A 15,618-nucleotide genomic window follows, 5' to 3' on the forward strand; every position below is an offset into this window, starting at 1 on the left:
TTTGCCCATGCCCAGCCACGCCGATTTTGTCCATCTCCGCGTCCACACCGCCTATTCCTTGTCGGAAGGGGCGATCAAGCTCAAGCAGTTGATCAAGCTGTGCGAGAAGATGGCCATGCCCGCCGTAGGCATCTGCGACACCGGCAATCTGTTCGGGGCGCTGGAATTCTCGGTTTCCTGCTCGGACGCGGGTATCCAGCCCATCGTTGGCGTCCAGATCGCGGTCCGGCGCGAGGATGGCGGCCCGTCCAAGGACGGCCGCAAGCCCGAGCCCGACTGGCTGGTGCTGCTGTGCCAGGACGAGGCGGGGTATCTCAACCTGCTGAAACTGGTGTCCAAGGCGTTCCTTGAGACCGATTCGGGCGAGACGCCCCAGGTCACCCTGCACGACCTGGAAAGCCGCTCCGATGGGCTGATCGTGCTGACCGGCGGCCCGGCGGGAACGGTGGGGCGCCTGCTGGCCGAGGGCCAGGCCGACAAGGCCGAGATCATCCTGGCCCGCCTCGCCCGGGCCTATCCCGGCCGGGCCTATGTGGAACTGATGCGCCACGGACTCGAGGTGGAGGACCGCATCGAACCGCTGCTGGTGGACCTGGCCTATAAGCACGAGCTGCCGCTGGTGGCCACCAACGAGCCCTTCTTCGCCGACCGGGGCATGTACGAGGCCCATGACGCCCTGATCTGCATCGCGGAAGGGGCCTATGTCAGCCAGGACGAGCGCCGTCGCCTGACCCCGGAGCACTATTTCAAGACCCCGGCCGAGATGCGCGAGCTGTTCGCCGACCTGCCCGAGGCCTGCGACAATACCCTGGTGGTGGCGCGGCGCTGCGCCTATATGGCGGCCAAAAGGAAGCCGATCCTGCCGCCCTTCCGCATGGACGGCCTGACCGAGGCCGAGGTGCTGCGCAAGAAGACCTGGGACGGGCTGGAAAAGCGGCTGTGGAAGCATGTCTTCCAGCATGGCATGACCGACGAGGAGCGCGAGCACGCCGCCAAGCCCTATCGCGAGCGTATCGAGTTCGAACTGAACGTCATCGAGCAGATGGGCTTTCCCGGCTACTTCCTGATCGTGTCCGACTTCATCCAGTGGTCCAAGGCCCACGAAATCCCGGTGGGGCCGGGCCGTGGTTCGGGCGCCGGTTCGGCGGTGGCCTGGGCCCTGACCATCACCGATCTGGACCCGCTGCGCTGGGGGTTGCTGTTCGAGCGATTCCTCAATCCCGAACGCGTCTCCATGCCCGACTTCGATATCGACTTCTGCCAGGACCGCCGGGAAGAGACCATACGCTACGTGCAGGAGCGCTACGGCTACCATCAGGTGGCCCAGATCATCACCTTCGGAAAGCTGCAGGCCCGCGCCGTGCTGCGCGATGTCGGCCGCGTGCTGCAGATGCCCTATGGCCAGGTGGACCGGCTGTGCAAGATGGTCCCCAACAATCCCGCCAAGCCCACCACCCTGGAGGAAGCGCTGCAGAGTGAGCCGGTCCTCAAGGAGATGAAGGACCGCGACGAGGCGATCAGCCATCTGCTCGACCTAGCCATGAAGCTGGAAGGCCTCTACCGCCACGCCTCCACCCATGCGGCGGGCGTGGTGATCGGCGACCGCCCGCTGGACGAACTGGTTCCGCTCTATCGCGATCCGCGCTCGGACATGCCGGTGACCCAGTTCAACATGAAATGGGTGGAACCGGCCGGGCTGGTGAAGTTCGACTTCCTCGGCCTCAAGACGCTGACCGTCATGGTCACGGCGGTCAAGCACGTCAAGAAGACCAAGGGGCTCGATATCGACCTGTCGGCCATCCCCCTGGACGACGCCAAATCCTACGACCTGCTGCATCGGGGCGACGCCGCCGGGGTGTTCCAGCTGGAAAGTTCGGGCATGCGCGACGTGCTGCGCAAGATGGGTCCCAACCGGCTGGAAGACCTGATTGCGGTGGTGGCGCTGTACCGCCCCGGTCCCATGGACCAGATTCCGCGCTACATCGCCTGTAAGCATGGCAAGGAAGAGCCGGACTACATGCATCCGCTGCTGGAGCCGATCCTGAAGGAAACCTTCGGGATCATGGTCTATCAGGAGCAGGTGATGCAGATCGCCCAGGTGCTGTCGGGCTATTCCCTGGGCGGCGCCGACCTGCTGCGCCGCGCCATGGGCAAGAAGGACAGGGAGGAAATGGACCGCCAGCGGGCCAAGTTCGTCGAGGGCGCCACGGCGCGCGGCGTCGACGGTGCCCAGGCCTCCATGATCTTCGACAAGGTGGCGAAGTTCGCCGAATACGGCTTCAACAAGTCCCATGCCGCCGCCTATGCCCTAATCGCCTATCAGACCGCCTGGCTGAAGGCCAATCACCCGGCCGAGTTCATGGCGGCGACCATGACCTACGACATGGGCAATACCGACAAGCTCAATTCGTTCCGCCAGGAGCTGGATCGCCTTGGGATTCCGCTGCTGCCGCCCGATATCAACCGCTCGCGGCCCGATTTCTCGGTGGAACTGATGCCCGATGGCGCCCAAGCGGTGCGCTACGCCCTGGCGGCGCTGAAGAATGTGGGCGAGGCCGCCATGAAAAGCCTGGTGGAGGAGCGCGATCGCGGCGGTCCGTTCAAGGATCTGGGCGATTTCGCCACCCGCATGGATGCCCGTGTTCTCAATCGCCGCCAGTTGGAAAACATGGTCAAGGCCGGGGTGTTCGACAGCCTGGACAAGAATCGGGGCCGTCTGTTCAAGAACGCCGATACCCTGACCCGCTATGCCGCCAGTGCTGCCGAGGACCGGGCGTCAAGCCAGATGAGCCTGTTGGGCGGTTCCAATGCTCCGACGCTGAAGCTGGAAAACTGCTCGGACTGGTCGCCGCACGAGAAACTGAACCAGGAATTCGAGGCGGTGGGGTTCTATCTGTCCGCCCATCCGCTGGATGCCTATGCCAAGAGCATGAAGCGGCTGGGCGTGCTGAAAATCGCGGAATTGCCTCGCCATCTGCAAAGCGGCGGCAAGGGGCGGGTACGCCTGGCGGGCTCGCTGCTGTCCAAGCAGGAACGGGTCTCGGCCAAGGGCTCGCGCTATGCCTTCCTGCAATTCTCCGACGCGTCGGGTATGTTCGAGGTCACCTGCTTCTCGGAAATTCTCGCCGCGTCACGGGAACTGCTGGAGGCGGGGGGGCCGCTGCTGATCGATGTCGATGCCAAGCTGGAGGAAGACCAGTTGCGCATGACCTGCCAGCGCATCGCCTCGCTGGACCAGGAATCCGCCAAGGCCGCCGCCGGCATCCGCATCGTCATCGACAACGACGCCCCCATCCGCGATCTGCAGACCCTGATTAACGGCGAGGGCAGGGGCCGCAACCTGATCCGCATCGTCGCCCGTGCCGCCGGGCGCGAGGTGGAGTTGGGCCTGAAAGGCACCATCGCCATTACCCCGAAATTCATGAGCGCGCTCCGCTCGATCCCCGGCATCGCCGAGGTGGAGGAGATATGATGTCAATCCGCCGGTTGACGGCCGCGTTCCTGATCCTTCTGCTCGCGGCCTGTACGCCATCAGAGTTTTCCGAGCCGCCCGAGGTCAGTCTGGTGGACTTGCGCCCGCTGGATGTGACGCTGTTCGAGCAACGTCTCGCCGTGGGCCTGCGTATCCGCAACCCCAATGATGCCGCCATGTCCATCGACGGAATGCGCTTCGCGCTGGAGGTCAACGGCCGCCCCTTCGCCAAGGGGATGGGTGACCAGACGATCACGGTGCCGCGCCTTTCGGAGGCGGTGACCGAGGGCGTGGCGGTGGTCGGCACCGCCGATCTGCTGCGCCAGCTCATGGGGGCGCCCGAGGCCAAGGGGCTGGACTACCATATCAGCGGCACGCTGTTCCTGAGCGGCGCCAGCCGTCGCAGCCTGCCTTTCGACTCGCAAGGATCCTTTGACCTGTTTTCCTCGTCCGTCTCCAAAACCAGGGGGGCAATGCCATGATGCCGATCCAGAAGCTAGATCACATTCTGAAAGGCCATGCCAAATGGCTGAAGGGGGACAGGGATGGGGTGCGCGCCATCCTTGACCACGCGGATTTGAGCGGCGCCGATCTGCGGGAGCGGGACCTGCGCAGCATCAGCCTCCGCGAGGCCGATCTCAGCCAGGCCGATCTGCGCGGTGCCAATCTCACCGACTGCAATCTGTCTGGTGCCGATCTGCGCGGCGCCAATCTCGACCGTGCGGTGCTGCAACAGGCCGATATCTCCCACGCTGACCTGCGCGGCGCCTTCCTGGAGGGCGCCGATCTCGACGGCGCCGATATCTGGCGCAGCAACCTTTTCAGCGCGGTGATCAGCCCGGCCAAGCTGCACCGGGTGCTGGGCTGCGTCGATCCCAAGACCCATTGATGCCCAATTCCCTTTAATGCCCAATTCCCTTTAATGGAAGCATGATGAATCGCGTTCTTGCCCTTGTCGTCGTCGCCATCCTGGCCGGGATCAATATTGCCGGCTGGTGGTGGTTCAATCGCCCGGTGCCGGTGGAGCTGTCTTTCAACGAGCCGTTCCCCTCGGTTTCCTTCGCGCCTTTCCGCCGCGGCCAGGGGCCGATCACGCGGGTCTATCCGCCGCCCGAGCAGATCAAGGAAGACCTGCAAAGCCTGGTGGGGGTCGCCAGGGGCATCCGTACCTATACCAGCCTGGAAGGCATGCATGTGGTGCCGCCCGCCGCGGGCAAGCTGGGTCTGGAGGTCACTCATTCCGCCTGGCTGGGCCTGGAGCCCGAGGTCAACGACAAGGAGGTGGCGGCGCTGATCCAGGCCGCCAACCAGCATCCCGACGCCATCAAGCGGGTGATCGTCGGCAACGAGGTGCTGCTGCGCCAGGACCTCACCGCCGACCAGTTGATCGCCCATATCCGCAAGGTGAAGGCGGCGGTGACGCAGCCGGTAAGCTATGCCGATGTCTGGGCCTTCTGGCTGAAGAATCCCCAGGTGGCCAAGGAGGTGGACTTCATCACCATCCACATCCTGCCCTATTGGGAGGATGAGCCCATCGCGGTGGAGCATGCCGCCCAGCATATCGTGAAGATCTATCGCATGATGGCCGAGGCCTTTCCCGGCAAGCCCATCCTGATCGGCGAGGCGGGCTGGCCCACTTATGGCCGCACCCGTGGCCCGGCGGTGGCCAATATGGAAAACGCGGCGCGCTTCGTCCGTACCCTGGCCCTGGTCTCCAAGGAAAACGGCTTCGACTACAACGTGGTGGAAGCCTTCGACCAGCCCTGGAAGGCCAAGCTGGAAGGCACCGTCGGCGCCAAATGGGGCGTGGTGGATGAGGAGCGGCGGGTGAAATACGCCATGTCGGGGCCGGTGGAGCCCAGCCCGCGCTGGCCGTGGCACGCCGCCGCTTCCACTCTCCTGGGCGTTGCCGCCACCTTGATTTTCCTGCGCCGCTCCGACCGCTTCGATGCCAGGGCGATGGTGGCGGTGGCGGTGCTGGCCCAGATTTGCGCCGCCTTCGCGGTCTGGCAGGTGGTCTATGTCCGCGCCCTGGCCTATGACCTGGGCGAGGATATCTGGAGCGCGGCCCGTATCCTGGCCCACGGCGCCCTGGCGGTGCTGGTGGTCCGGGCGGCGGCGGAAAGCTTCGCCAAGGGGGCAACTCAGGCCAAGGCCGCCCTGGGGCAATGGCTGGTGGCGCTGTACGGCTTTTGCGCCATCTCCATTTCAGTGATGCTGCTGTTCAACGGCCGTTACCGCGACATTCCGCCGGTGGAATTCCTGGTGCCCTGCGTTGCCGTCACCCTCTATGCCCTGGCCCGCATGGCGCTGCTGCGGCTGGACTGGAAGCGCGCCTTCGCGGTGGGCTCGCTGTTCGGCGAGTCCTATCCCGGCGGGGTCTGCCCCAGCGGCAAGATCGCCGCCATGCTGGGCCTGTCGGTGCTGGCGGTGCCGCTGTCCGAGGCGGTGGCGTTGGCTCGGGGCGAGGATTTCGTGGTGTCTCACCCCAAATTCGCCGACCAGTTCCCCCTGCTGGTCCGTGCCTTGTGGGAAAATACCGAGATCGTGGTCTGGGCGGCGATGGTGGCGGTGATGATCCTGCCCTTCCTGGCCCAGTGGCTGCTGGAGCGGGAGCGCTAGTGTGGTGAATTCGAGGTTCCTATAATGTCTCCGTACCCGACATTAGGAACTTCGAATTCGTAAACCACACTAGAAACAATAAGTTACTAGTGTCCATATCGATTCTGAAATTCGAAAGGAGTTTGAATTGGATGCTGCGAATTTCAGAAGCGGGACACTAGCATGAAGCGGTCGCCGCGCTTCCAGCCGGTGTTGCCGGATTCCCTGGGCTGGTGCGCCGGGCGCCATGGTCCCATGGTGTTTCCGGCGAAGGACGCCTATGTGGGCCGCTCGCTGGCGGATTATCATGAATATTCCGAGGGCGAGGTGGACCTGTTCCGCCAGATGTTGCGTCCCGGCGACACGGTGGTGGAGGCAGGCGCCAATATCGGGGCGCTGACCGTGCCGCTGGCCCGGCTGGTGGGACCCAGGGGGCGGGTCTGGGCCTTCGAGCCGCAGCGGCCGGTGTTCGGCGTGCTGTGCACCAATCTGACCCTCAACGGCCAGGAGCACGTTCGGCCGGAGCGGGTGGCACTGGGAGAAGGCGAGGGCAGCATCAAAGTGCCGGTCATCCCCATGGGGGCCGAGGTCAATTTCGGCGGCCTGTCCCTGGGCGAGCTTGACGGCGAGCCCTGCCCGGTGCGCAGCCTGGATTCCTATGGCCTGCAATCCCTAAGGCTGATCAAGGCCGATGTGGAGGGCGCCGAGGTCCAGCTGATCCTGGGCGCCAAGGATACCATCCGGCGGCTGCGTCCCTTGCTCTACATGGAAAACGACCGTAAGGAACGCTCCGCCGCCCTGATCAAATCCATCATGGATCTGGGCTACCGGCTATGGTGGCATGTGGTGCCGCTGTTCAGCCCCAACAATTTCGCGGGAAATACCACCAACATCTTCGGCGCCATCGGCTCCAAGAACATGGTCTGCATCCCGGCCGAGCAGCAAGTCGACATGACTGCCTTTACCGAGATTCTTGGCCCCGACGCCCCGCATCCGTTCTGAGGGTCAGGGCAGGCTCATGGCGAGGCGGAAGCCCAGATTGGCATTGTGCAGCGGTTGCTTCAGCGAGGCGCGATAGAAGGTGGTGGTGGCCATGGGCAGGTTCAGGGCCGAGCCGCCCCGGGTCACGCGATAGCAGCCCTTTTCCCAGTCGATGCCATGATCGGGCTTGGCCTTGGCGAAGAAGTCGGCCAGATAGCAGTCGCCGGTCCATTCCCAAACATTGCCCAGCATGTCGTAAAGGCCGAAGGCATTGGGTTTCTTCTGGCCCACCGGATGGGTGATTCCGCCCGAATTTTCCACATACCACGCGTAGTCTCCCAACTGACGCGCATCCTCGCCGAAGTAATAGCTGGCGGCGCTGCCAGCGCGGGCGGCGTATTCCCATTCCTTCTCGGTGGGCAGGCGGAAGCTCTTGCCGGTCTTGGCGTTCAGCTTGGCGATGAAGTCCTGGATGATCTTCCAGTCCACATGGTCCACCGGCAAGGTTGCGCCCTTGACGGCGCTGGGGTTGCTCCCCATCACCATTTCCCATTCCGCCTGGGTGACTTCGAAGCGGCCTAGCGCGAAGGTCTTGTCGACGGCGATGACAGGGCGTTTCGGCGCGCCCGGTTCCGGGTCCTCGTAATCCTTGGGATTGCCCGCCGTCACCGATCCCGGCGGGATCAGCAGCATTTCCGGGCAAATGGGGCAGGGGCGGAAGGGCTGACCGGGAGGCGGAACCGGGTCGGCCGCGACCGGCGTCGAGGCCAGGACCACGAGGACGGCAAGCCTGGCGAGACCTGGACTTGGGAAATTCATGGCCGCCACTCCGAATTGCACTGTTGAATTCAGATGGCATGTTGCCTGGAAATGGCAATGCCGACCTTGACATTGATCAACAACAAAAATTTTGTGTGCAATGGCGAGGGGGAATCTGGAGCGCTGTTTGAAACAAACACCGAGCGCAGTATTACTTCGCCAGCAGGCGGGCGGCTTCGGGAGCGGTATAGGTCAGGATGGCGTCGGCTCCGGCGCGCTTGAACGCCAGCAGGCTTTCCAGCATCACCTTGTCCCAGTCCAGCCAGCCGTTGAGGGCAGCGGCCTTCATCATGGCGTATTCGCCGGACACCTGATAGGCGAGGGTGGGGACCGAGAAGGACTCCTTGACCCGCCGGACGATGTCGAGATAGGGCAGGCCGGGCTTGACCATGACCATGTCGGCGCCTTCCGACAGGTCCAGGGCGACCTCGCGCAGCGCCTCGTCGGTATTGGCGGGGTCCATCTGATAGGTCTTCTTGTCGCCGCCCTTCAGCGCCGATTTCGATCCCACCGCGTCGCGGAACGGCCCGTAGAAGCTTGACGCGAACTTGGCGGCATAGGACAGGATGCGGACATGATCGAATCCAGCACTATCAAGGGCTTGCCTGATTTCCTTGATACGCCCATCCATCATGTCGGACGGCGCGATGACGTCGCATCCGGCGGCGGCCTGCACCAGCGACTGGCGACAGAGAATCTCATTGGTGCGGTCGTTGACCACATAATCGTCGATCACCAGCCCGTCATGGCCGTCGCTGTTATAGGGGTCCAGCGCCACGTCGCAGATGATGCCGAGGCGGGGAACCGCCTTCTTGACGGCACGCACGGCGCGACAGACCAGATTGTCGGGATTGACCGCCTCGGCGGCATCGGGGGTCTTCAAGGCAGCCTCGACCGAGGGAAACACCGCGATGGCGGGAATCCCCAGATCGGCGGCGCGGCGCGCCTCCTCGACCAGCAGGTCGATGGAAAAGCGCGCCACTCCGGGCATGGAGGCCACCTCCTGGCGCACGCCTGTTCCCTCCACCACGAAGACCGGCCAGATCAGGTCGTCGACCGTCAGGCGGTTTTCCGAGACCAATCGCCGGGACCAGTCGTCCCGGCGATTGCGCCGCATGCGGGTGAGGGGGAATTGGGCGTGCGGAAGGAAGGTGGGCACTTTGCTACGCGGCCTCCAGAGCCTGCTTGAGATCGGCGAGGATGTCGTCGATATGTTCGATACCGACCGACAATCTCACATAGCCCGGCGTCACGCCAGAGGCCAGCTGTTCGTCGGCGGTCAGCTGGGAATGGGTGGTGGTGGCCGGGTGGATGGCCAGGGATTTGGCGTCGCCGATATTGGCCACGTGATAGAACAGCTTCAGCGAGTCGATGAACTTGCGCCCCGCATCGGCGCCGCCGGTCAGCTCGAAGCCCAGCAGGGCGCCATAGCCGCCCTTCAGGGCCGCGTCGGCGCGTCGGCGATGCTCGCCGGTCTGCTGGCTGGGATGGATGACGCGGGCGACCTTGGGGTGGTTGACCAGATATTCCGCCACCGCCAGGGCGTTCTTGTTGTGCTCGCGCATGCGCAGGGGCAGGGTTTCGAGGCCCTGAAGCGCCTGGAAGGCGTTGAAGGGGCTGATGGCGGCGCCGATATCGCGCAGCAGCACCACGCGGGCGCGGATGATATAGGCGATGGGGCCGAGCGGCTTCACCGCCTGGCTCCAGATCGCGCCGTGATAGCTGGGATCGGGTTCGTTCAGCAGCGGGAAGCGCTTGCCCTGCTTTTCCCAGTCGAAGGTGCCGCCGTCGATGATGGCGCCGCCAATGGAGGTACCATGGCCGCCCAGGAACTTGGTGGTGGAATAGACTACGATATGGGCGCCCAGGGCGAGCGGCTTGCACAGGATGGGGGCGGCGGTGTTATCGACGATCAGCGGCACGCCCGCCTTATTGGCCAGGGCGGCCACCTCGGCGATGGGGAACACCTGCAGCTTGGGGTTGGGCAGGGTCTCGGCATACCAGGCCCGGGTCTTGTCGTCGGTGGCGCGGACAAAGGCCTCGGGATCGGTGGGGTCGACGAAGCGGGCCTCGATGCCCAGCTGCTTGAAGGTATTGGCGAACAGATTCCAGGTGCCACCGTACAGATCGGTGGAGGTGACGAAATTGTCACCGGCCTGGGCCACGTTCAGAATGGCGAAGGTGCTGGCCGCCTGGCCCGAGGCCACCGCCAGGCCCGCGACGCCGCCTTCCAGGGCGGCAAGGCGCTGTTCCAGAACATCGGTGGTGGGGTTCATGATGCGGGTGTAGATGTTGCCGAACTCTTTCAGCGCGAACAGATTCCCGGCATGCTCGGTATCGCGGAACTGGTACGAGGTGGTCTGGTAGATGGGAACCGCGACGGAATTGGTGGCGGGGTCGGCGCGATAGCCGGCATGCAGCACGATGGTCTCGGGATTGGCGCTGGTCACGGACATGGGCCTTTGGCTCCTGTGGAAGGTTGCGCCGCCGGTGGCGGGGTGGGGAATTCCTGGGCCGACAGCGTCCATCGCCGGACGCCGCGTGGCAATCTGGAAAATTTCACACCAAAAATTTTGGTGGTCAAGAAATTAGTACATAAATTTGATATGGAATTAGGCGGCCATGAGTGACGCGGAAACCATCATCAGCCAACAGGGCGGGGTCGGGCGAATCATCCTCAATCGCCCCAAGGTGCTCAACGCCCTGTCCCTGGCTCAGTATCACGACCTGACCCGTATCCTCGTTGCATGGGAGGAGGATGATTCCGTCCGCCTTGTCGTGCTGGAGGGTGCGGGCGAGCGCGCCTTCTGCGCCGGGGGCGACATCCGCGCGGTATGGGATGCGCAAAAACGCGGCGATCACGCCTTCAATCACGATATCTTTCGTACCGAGTACCGCCTTAACCGTCGGATCCACCGCTTTCCCAAACCCTATGTCTCGCTGCTGGACGGGATTTGCATGGGCGGTGGCGCCGGTCTGTCGGTCAATGGCGGCTGGCGGGTGGCTACCGAGCGGACCCAGTTCGCCATGCCGGAAACCGGCATCGGCTTCTTCCCCGATGTGGGGGCCACCCATTTCCTCAACCGCTGCCCAGGTCGTTTAGGGCTGTATCTCGGGCTGACCGGCGCCCGGCTTGGTCCCGCCGACTGTGTCTGGGCCGGGATCGCCACTCACTTCGTTCCGGTCGAGCGTCTGGAAGCCCTGCGCGAGGCCTTGGCCCTTGCGTCCCGCGCCGCCGATGTCGCGGCCGAGGTCGAGGCGACCCTGGCGCGCTTTCACGTCGATCCCGGCCCCGGCCCCATGGCGCTGCGGCGTGATCTGGTGGAGCACTGTTTCGGCGGCGACAGCCTGGATGGCATCATCGATGCCCTGCGTGCAGACAAGTCGGAATGGGCCTGGGATAGTTTGGAAGCGCTGACGGGGCGTTCACCCACCAGCCTGACGGTGACCTTCCGCCAACTGACCGAGGGGCGAGGCATGGCATTCGACAAGGCCATCGCCCGGGAATACCGTTTGGCCTGCCGCTTCCTGGCCGGGCGGGACCTCTATGAGGGCATCCGCGCCCAGGTGGTGGACAAGGACCGCAGCCCCCGCTGGTCACCCGCCAACCTGTCCGAGGTGGATGACTTGGCGGTGGAGGCATATTTCTCGCCGCTGGTCGGCGATGAATTGCCGTTGCCGTGAGGAGGCGGACATGGCGCTGAGCGGAGATGTACTGTTCGAACTGCGGCGATTGGGCAATGCGGTCAAGATCACCGCGTTTCATTGCGACAGTCTGACCGAGGTTACGGTCATGGGGCCGGTCAATACCCCCGAGGCCCATCTCAAATTGCTGGCGCTGCGCAAGCTGGAATATGTCCTGGCGAAAAAGAAGTAGCGGGCCTCAGCCTCGCGACGGCGCCAGTCGGAACTCAAGCAGTCCGTCGATCCCTTTCAGGGTTTCCACCAGCTTGGACGGGTCCAACGGACTGGTGGCGTGCAGGACCAGTTCGTATTCGAAACGGCTCCCCTGTTCGCCAAGATGGAAGCTCCAGTCTGACACCCGGTAGCCATGGGCCTCCATGATGCCCTGGATATTGGTCGTATCCGGAGCGTCTTCGGCGGGAAAGCGCAGGGTGAGATGGAGAAGCTCCTGATGGGGCAGGGCGCTTTCGATGCTGCGCACGCCGCTCATCAACACCACGGTGATCACCGCCACCGAGATGGCGGCGCCATAGAATCCCAGGCCGATGATGATGCCGATGGCCGCCGTGATCCAGATGGAGGCGGCGGTGGAAAGCCCATGGATGGAAAAGCCGTTGCGCATGATGACCCCGGCTCCCAGGAAGCCGATGCCGGTCATGATTCCTTGCATCACCCGGGTCGGATCGGCCAGGGCGGTAGTGCCCTGGGCCGTGCCGCCGAACCACATGGCGGGATAGGCATTGACCACGGTCAGTGCGGTGGAGGCGACGCAGACCAGGGCATAGGTTCGGATTCCCGCCGCACGACCGTGATACGACCGCTCATAGCCGATGATGCAGCCGACCGCCAGGGCGCCCAGCAGATGCAGGGTGATCAGGCCGTTGGTGGCGAGTTCTCCCAGCGACCAATAGGACATCAGAATTTCCACGGCGGGCGGATTCCTTGCCGGAAACGACGAAGGCCGACATCGGGCAATGTCGGCCTTGCGAAGACTGTGAACGGGAGGATCAGCGCCGCGGCTTACGCACTGGCTTTTCCGCGGTTTCCCCCGCCTTGCGTCCCAGGCCGATTTTCTTGGCGAAGTCGGAGCGCTGGGCAGCGTAGTTGGGGGCCACCATGGGATAATCCGGGGGCAAGGCCCATTTGGCGCGGTATTCGTCCGGCGTCATGTTGTAGGTGGTCCGGAGATGACGCTTCAGCATCTTCAGCTTCTTTCCGTCCTCCAGACAGATGATGTAATCGGCGGTGACCGATTTCTTCACCGAAATGGCGGGCTTTGGCGCTTCGGACTTGGCCTCTGCCGGTCCACTTTCCAGAGAGGAGAGCGAACTGTAGATCGTATTGATCAGGTCCGGAAGCTGGCTCGCGGACACCGGGTTCTTGCCGACATAGGCGGCGACCACATCGGTGACCATGCGCAGCAGGTCATCACGATCGGCCTTATCGGAGTTTGCATCATTCATATGACGATCCAACCAGAGTATGTTGCCATCATTGAGTCAATGAATGCATAAGTCATCTTTGGCTGTCAATTCCAATCTGAATGCTATGAATATTGAATTCTTTCGCGGTTGCGTGATGGCAGTAATCATCCGGTCAGCATATGGCGAAATACGCATGGGCTACGTGGATGCAGGGCCATTTCTATTGATTAGAGTAAGGTAAAGGGCACGGGCCTCAGCCAAAAGCAATAAGCCGTCCGGGTCTCGCGGCAAGGGCCCATGAGGTTGTGGCGCATTGGCAAGAGCCTCCGATATATGGTATCTAGCGCGAATGTCATCAAGCCTGTCGGGGTGTTGTGGAATGAGTGTCGGAACCATCGCCATCGCGTCGGATCACGGCGGCGTCGAATTGAAGGCGCTGCTGGCCAAGGACCTGGCCGAGTGGGGATGGACGGTGCTCGACCTCGGGACCGATGGCCCCGCCTCGGTGGATTATCCCGATTATGCGGTCAAGGTGGCCGAAACCCTCAAATCCGGTCAGGCGGATCGCGCCGTGCTGCTGTGCGGCACCGGCATCGGCATTTCCATCGCCGCCAACCGCTTTGCCCATCTGCGCGCCGCCCTGGTGCACGACGCCTTTGGCGCCCGCATGTGCCGCCAGCATAATGACGCCAATGTCCTGGTCATGGGCGGCCGCACCGTCGGCCCGGAAGTGGCCCGCGACTGCCTGAAGATCTTTCTTGAGACCGATTTCGAGGGCGGCCGCCACGCCCGCCGGGTCGGCAAGCTTTCCGACATCGTCTAGACCGTTCCATCCGAAAGAAAATCCATGTCCAGCTCCTCCACCGACGCCTTCTTCCGCACCCCGCTCTCCGATCGCGATCCCGAGATTTTCGGTGCCATCGCCAAGGAGCTGAAGCGCCAGCAGGACCAGATCGAGCTGATCGCCTCCGAGAACATCGTGTCCCGCGCGGTGCTCGAGGCCCAGGGCTCGGTCATGACCAACAAGTATGCCGAAGGCTATCCGGGCAAGCGCTATTACGGCGGCTGCGAGTTCGTCGATATCGCCGAGCAACTGGCCATCGACCGCGCCTGCAAGATTTTCGGCTGCTCCTATGCCAATGTTCAGCCCAGCTCCGGCTCCCAGGCCAATCAGGGCGTGTTCATGGCGCTGTTGCAGCCCGGCGACACCATCCTGGGCATGAGCCTCGCGGCCGGTGGCCACCTGACCCATGGCGCCGCTCCCAACCAGTCGGGCAAGTGGTTCAAGGCCATCCAGTACGGCGTGCGCCAGCAGGACTCCCAGATCGACTTCGGCGAGGTCGAGGACCTGGCCCGCACCCATAAGCCCAAGCTGATCATCGCGGGTGGCTCGGCCTATCCGCGGGTCATCGATTTCGCCCGCTTCCGCAAGATCGCCGACGAGGTCGGGGCCTTCTTCATGGTGGACATGGCCCATTTCGCCGGTCTGGTGGCGGGCGGCGTCTATCCCAGCCCGCTGCCCCATGCCCATGTGGTCACCACCACCACCCACAAGACCCTGCGCGGCCCCCGGGGCGGCATGATCCTGTCCAACGACGCCGATATCGGCAAGAAGATCAATTCCGCCATCTTCCCCGGCATCCAGGGCGGGCCGCTGATGCATGTGATCGCGGGCAAGGCGGTGGCCTTCGGCGAGGCGCTGCGCCCCGAGTTCAAGGACTACGCCAAGCAGGTTCTGGACAATGCCCGCGCCCTGGCCGACGTGCTGCTGCGTCGCGGTCTCGACATCGTCTCGGGCGGCACCGATTCCCACCTGATGCTGGTGGACCTGCGGCCGAAGAAGCTGACCGGCAAGGCGGCCGAGGCCAGCCTGGAGCGGGCGGGCATGACCTGCAACAAGAACGGCATTCCCTTCGACCCGGAAAAGCCCACCATCACCTCGGGGGTGCGGTTGGGCACTCCGGCGGCGACCACCCGGGGCTTCGGCGTCGCCGAGTTCAAGCAGGTTGGCGAGCTGATCGGCGACGTGCTGGACGGCCTGGCCGCCCATCCCGATGACAATTCGGCGGCGGAGGCCAAGGCCCGCGCCCAGGTGGCGGAGCTGTGCAAGCGGTTTCCCATCTACCAATAAAACGACCGAAGGGGGGATAAAGTCATGCGGTGTCCGTTCTGCGGCCACGAGGATACCCAGGTGAAGGACTCGCGTCCCACCGAGGATAATTCGGCCATCCGGCGGCGCCGGTCCTGCCCCGAATGCGGGTCGCGCTTCACCACCTTCGAGCGGGTGCAGATCCGCGATCTGGTGGTGATCAAGAAGGATGGTTCGCGGTCGCCCTTCGACCGCGACAAGGTGCTGAAGTCGCTGAAGATCGCGCTGCGGAAACGTCCGGTGGACGAAGAACAGATCGAGCGCATCGTCAACGGCATCCATCGCCGCCTGGAAAGCATGGGCGAGAATGAGGTACCCTCCAAGTTCATCGGCGAACTGGTGATGGAGGTGCTGATGGACCTCGACAAGGTCGCCTATGTCCGTTACGCCTCGGTGTATCGTAATTTCCGCGAAGCCAAGGACTTCGAGGATTTCCTGGGGAAGATGGTTGGCCCACGCCTCGACTGACGCCAAGCAGATCGACATCG

General features: G+C 63.7%; 15 protein-coding genes. 10 read left to right on the plus strand and 5 right to left on the minus strand.

What is annotated here, in order from left to right; translation table 11 throughout:
- Nucleotides 1–7 precede the first annotated feature (7 nt).
- The 5 genes from dnaE to A6A04_RS08685 all read left to right on the plus strand — a co-directional run bounded on the left by dnaE (nt 8) and on the right by A6A04_RS08685 (nt 7,075).
- On the plus strand, nt 8–3,472 hold the full coding sequence (gene dnaE, locus A6A04_RS08665) for a DNA polymerase III subunit alpha (RefSeq protein ID WP_068491942.1): 3,465 nt from the start codon (nt 8–10) through the stop codon (nt 3,470–3,472).
- Nucleotides 3,469–3,954 carry an LEA type 2 family protein gene (locus A6A04_RS08670; RefSeq protein ID WP_245651132.1) on the plus strand — a complete coding sequence of 162 codons (486 nt, stop codon included), beginning with the start codon at nt 3,469–3,471 and terminating at the stop codon, nt 3,952–3,954. The genes dnaE and A6A04_RS08670 overlap by 4 nt, the downstream gene beginning before the upstream one ends.
- Nucleotides 3,951–4,361 carry a pentapeptide repeat-containing protein gene (locus A6A04_RS08675; protein ID WP_068491946.1) on the plus strand — a complete coding sequence of 137 codons (411 nt, stop codon included), beginning with the start codon at nt 3,951–3,953 and terminating at the stop codon, nt 4,359–4,361. Before A6A04_RS08670 ends, A6A04_RS08675 begins: the two co-directional genes overlap by 4 nt.
- A gap of 41 nt (nt 4,362–4,402) precedes the next feature.
- Entirely contained in the window at nt 4,403–6,094 is a 1,692-nt protein-coding gene (locus A6A04_RS08680) for a glycoside hydrolase family 17 protein (protein ID WP_245651133.1), read from the plus strand.
- Nucleotides 6,095–6,256: 162 nt separating this feature from the next.
- On the plus strand, nt 6,257–7,075 hold the full coding sequence (locus tag A6A04_RS08685; protein ID WP_068491949.1) for an FkbM family methyltransferase: 819 nt from the start codon (nt 6,257–6,259) through the stop codon (nt 7,073–7,075).
- Between the two features lie 3 nt (nt 7,076–7,078).
- Here the strand turns inward: A6A04_RS08685 and A6A04_RS08690 are convergent, their stop codons facing one another.
- From A6A04_RS08690 to A6A04_RS08700, 3 genes are all read right to left on the minus strand, one after another.
- Nucleotides 7,079–7,873, minus strand: a complete 795-nt coding sequence (locus A6A04_RS08690) for a formylglycine-generating enzyme family protein (RefSeq protein ID WP_068491997.1) — start codon at nt 7,871–7,873, stop codon at nt 7,079–7,081.
- A 151-nt stretch (nt 7,874–8,024) separates the two neighbouring features.
- The gene (gene hemB, locus A6A04_RS08695; protein ID WP_281196729.1) at nt 8,025–9,032 is read right to left on the minus strand and encodes a porphobilinogen synthase; all 1,008 of its coding nucleotides are present in this window, start codon (nt 9,030–9,032) and stop codon (nt 8,025–8,027) included.
- 4 nt (nt 9,033–9,036) lie between these two features.
- Nucleotides 9,037–10,329, minus strand: a complete 1,293-nt coding sequence (locus A6A04_RS08700; RefSeq protein WP_068491951.1) for an O-acetylhomoserine aminocarboxypropyltransferase/cysteine synthase family protein — start codon at nt 10,327–10,329, stop codon at nt 9,037–9,039.
- Nucleotides 10,330–10,495: 166 nt separating this feature from the next.
- Here A6A04_RS08700 and A6A04_RS08705 point away from each other — a divergent pair, with 166 nt between their 5' ends.
- The gene (locus A6A04_RS08705; RefSeq protein WP_068491953.1) at nt 10,496–11,557 is read left to right on the plus strand and encodes an enoyl-CoA hydratase/isomerase family protein; all 1,062 of its coding nucleotides are present in this window, start codon (nt 10,496–10,498) and stop codon (nt 11,555–11,557) included.
- Nucleotides 11,558–11,567: 10 nt separating this feature from the next.
- Nucleotides 11,568–11,750 (plus strand): DUF6898 family protein, encoded by a 183-nt coding sequence (locus tag A6A04_RS08710; protein ID WP_068491954.1) that lies wholly within the window; start codon nt 11,568–11,570, stop codon nt 11,748–11,750.
- A gap of 6 nt (nt 11,751–11,756) precedes the next feature.
- Here A6A04_RS08710 and A6A04_RS08715 read toward each other — a convergent pair whose 3' ends face one another.
- Nucleotides 11,757–12,473: an MgtC/SapB family protein gene (locus tag A6A04_RS08715; RefSeq protein ID WP_245651134.1), complete on the minus strand. Its 717-nt coding sequence runs from the start codon at nt 12,471–12,473 to the stop codon at nt 11,757–11,759.
- A 91-nt stretch (nt 12,474–12,564) separates the two neighbouring features.
- The gene (locus A6A04_RS08720) at nt 12,565–13,020 is read right to left on the minus strand and encodes a MucR family transcriptional regulator (RefSeq protein WP_068491959.1); all 456 of its coding nucleotides are present in this window, start codon (nt 13,018–13,020) and stop codon (nt 12,565–12,567) included.
- A gap of 340 nt (nt 13,021–13,360) precedes the next feature.
- Here A6A04_RS08720 and rpiB point away from each other — a divergent pair, with 340 nt between their 5' ends.
- Genes rpiB through nrdR form a run of 3 tightly spaced genes read left to right on the plus strand, consistent with a single transcriptional unit; the run spans nt 13,361 to nt 15,598 of the window.
- Nucleotides 13,361–13,804, plus strand: coding sequence for a ribose 5-phosphate isomerase B (rpiB, locus tag A6A04_RS08725; protein WP_068491961.1), 444 nt, complete (start codon nt 13,361–13,363; stop codon nt 13,802–13,804).
- 24 nt (nt 13,805–13,828) lie between these two features.
- On the plus strand, nt 13,829–15,112 hold the full coding sequence (gene glyA, locus A6A04_RS08730) for a serine hydroxymethyltransferase (protein ID WP_068491963.1): 1,284 nt from the start codon (nt 13,829–13,831) through the stop codon (nt 15,110–15,112).
- A 24-nt stretch (nt 15,113–15,136) separates the two neighbouring features.
- Nucleotides 15,137–15,598 (plus strand): transcriptional regulator NrdR, encoded by a 462-nt coding sequence (nrdR, locus tag A6A04_RS08735; RefSeq protein WP_068491964.1) that lies wholly within the window; start codon nt 15,137–15,139, stop codon nt 15,596–15,598.
- The last annotated feature ends 20 nt before the right edge of the window (nt 15,599–15,618 follow it).

Source organism: Paramagnetospirillum marisnigri (assembly GCF_001650715.1).
Taxonomy (GTDB): Bacteria; Pseudomonadota; Alphaproteobacteria; order Rhodospirillales; family Magnetospirillaceae; genus Phaeospirillum; species Phaeospirillum marisnigri.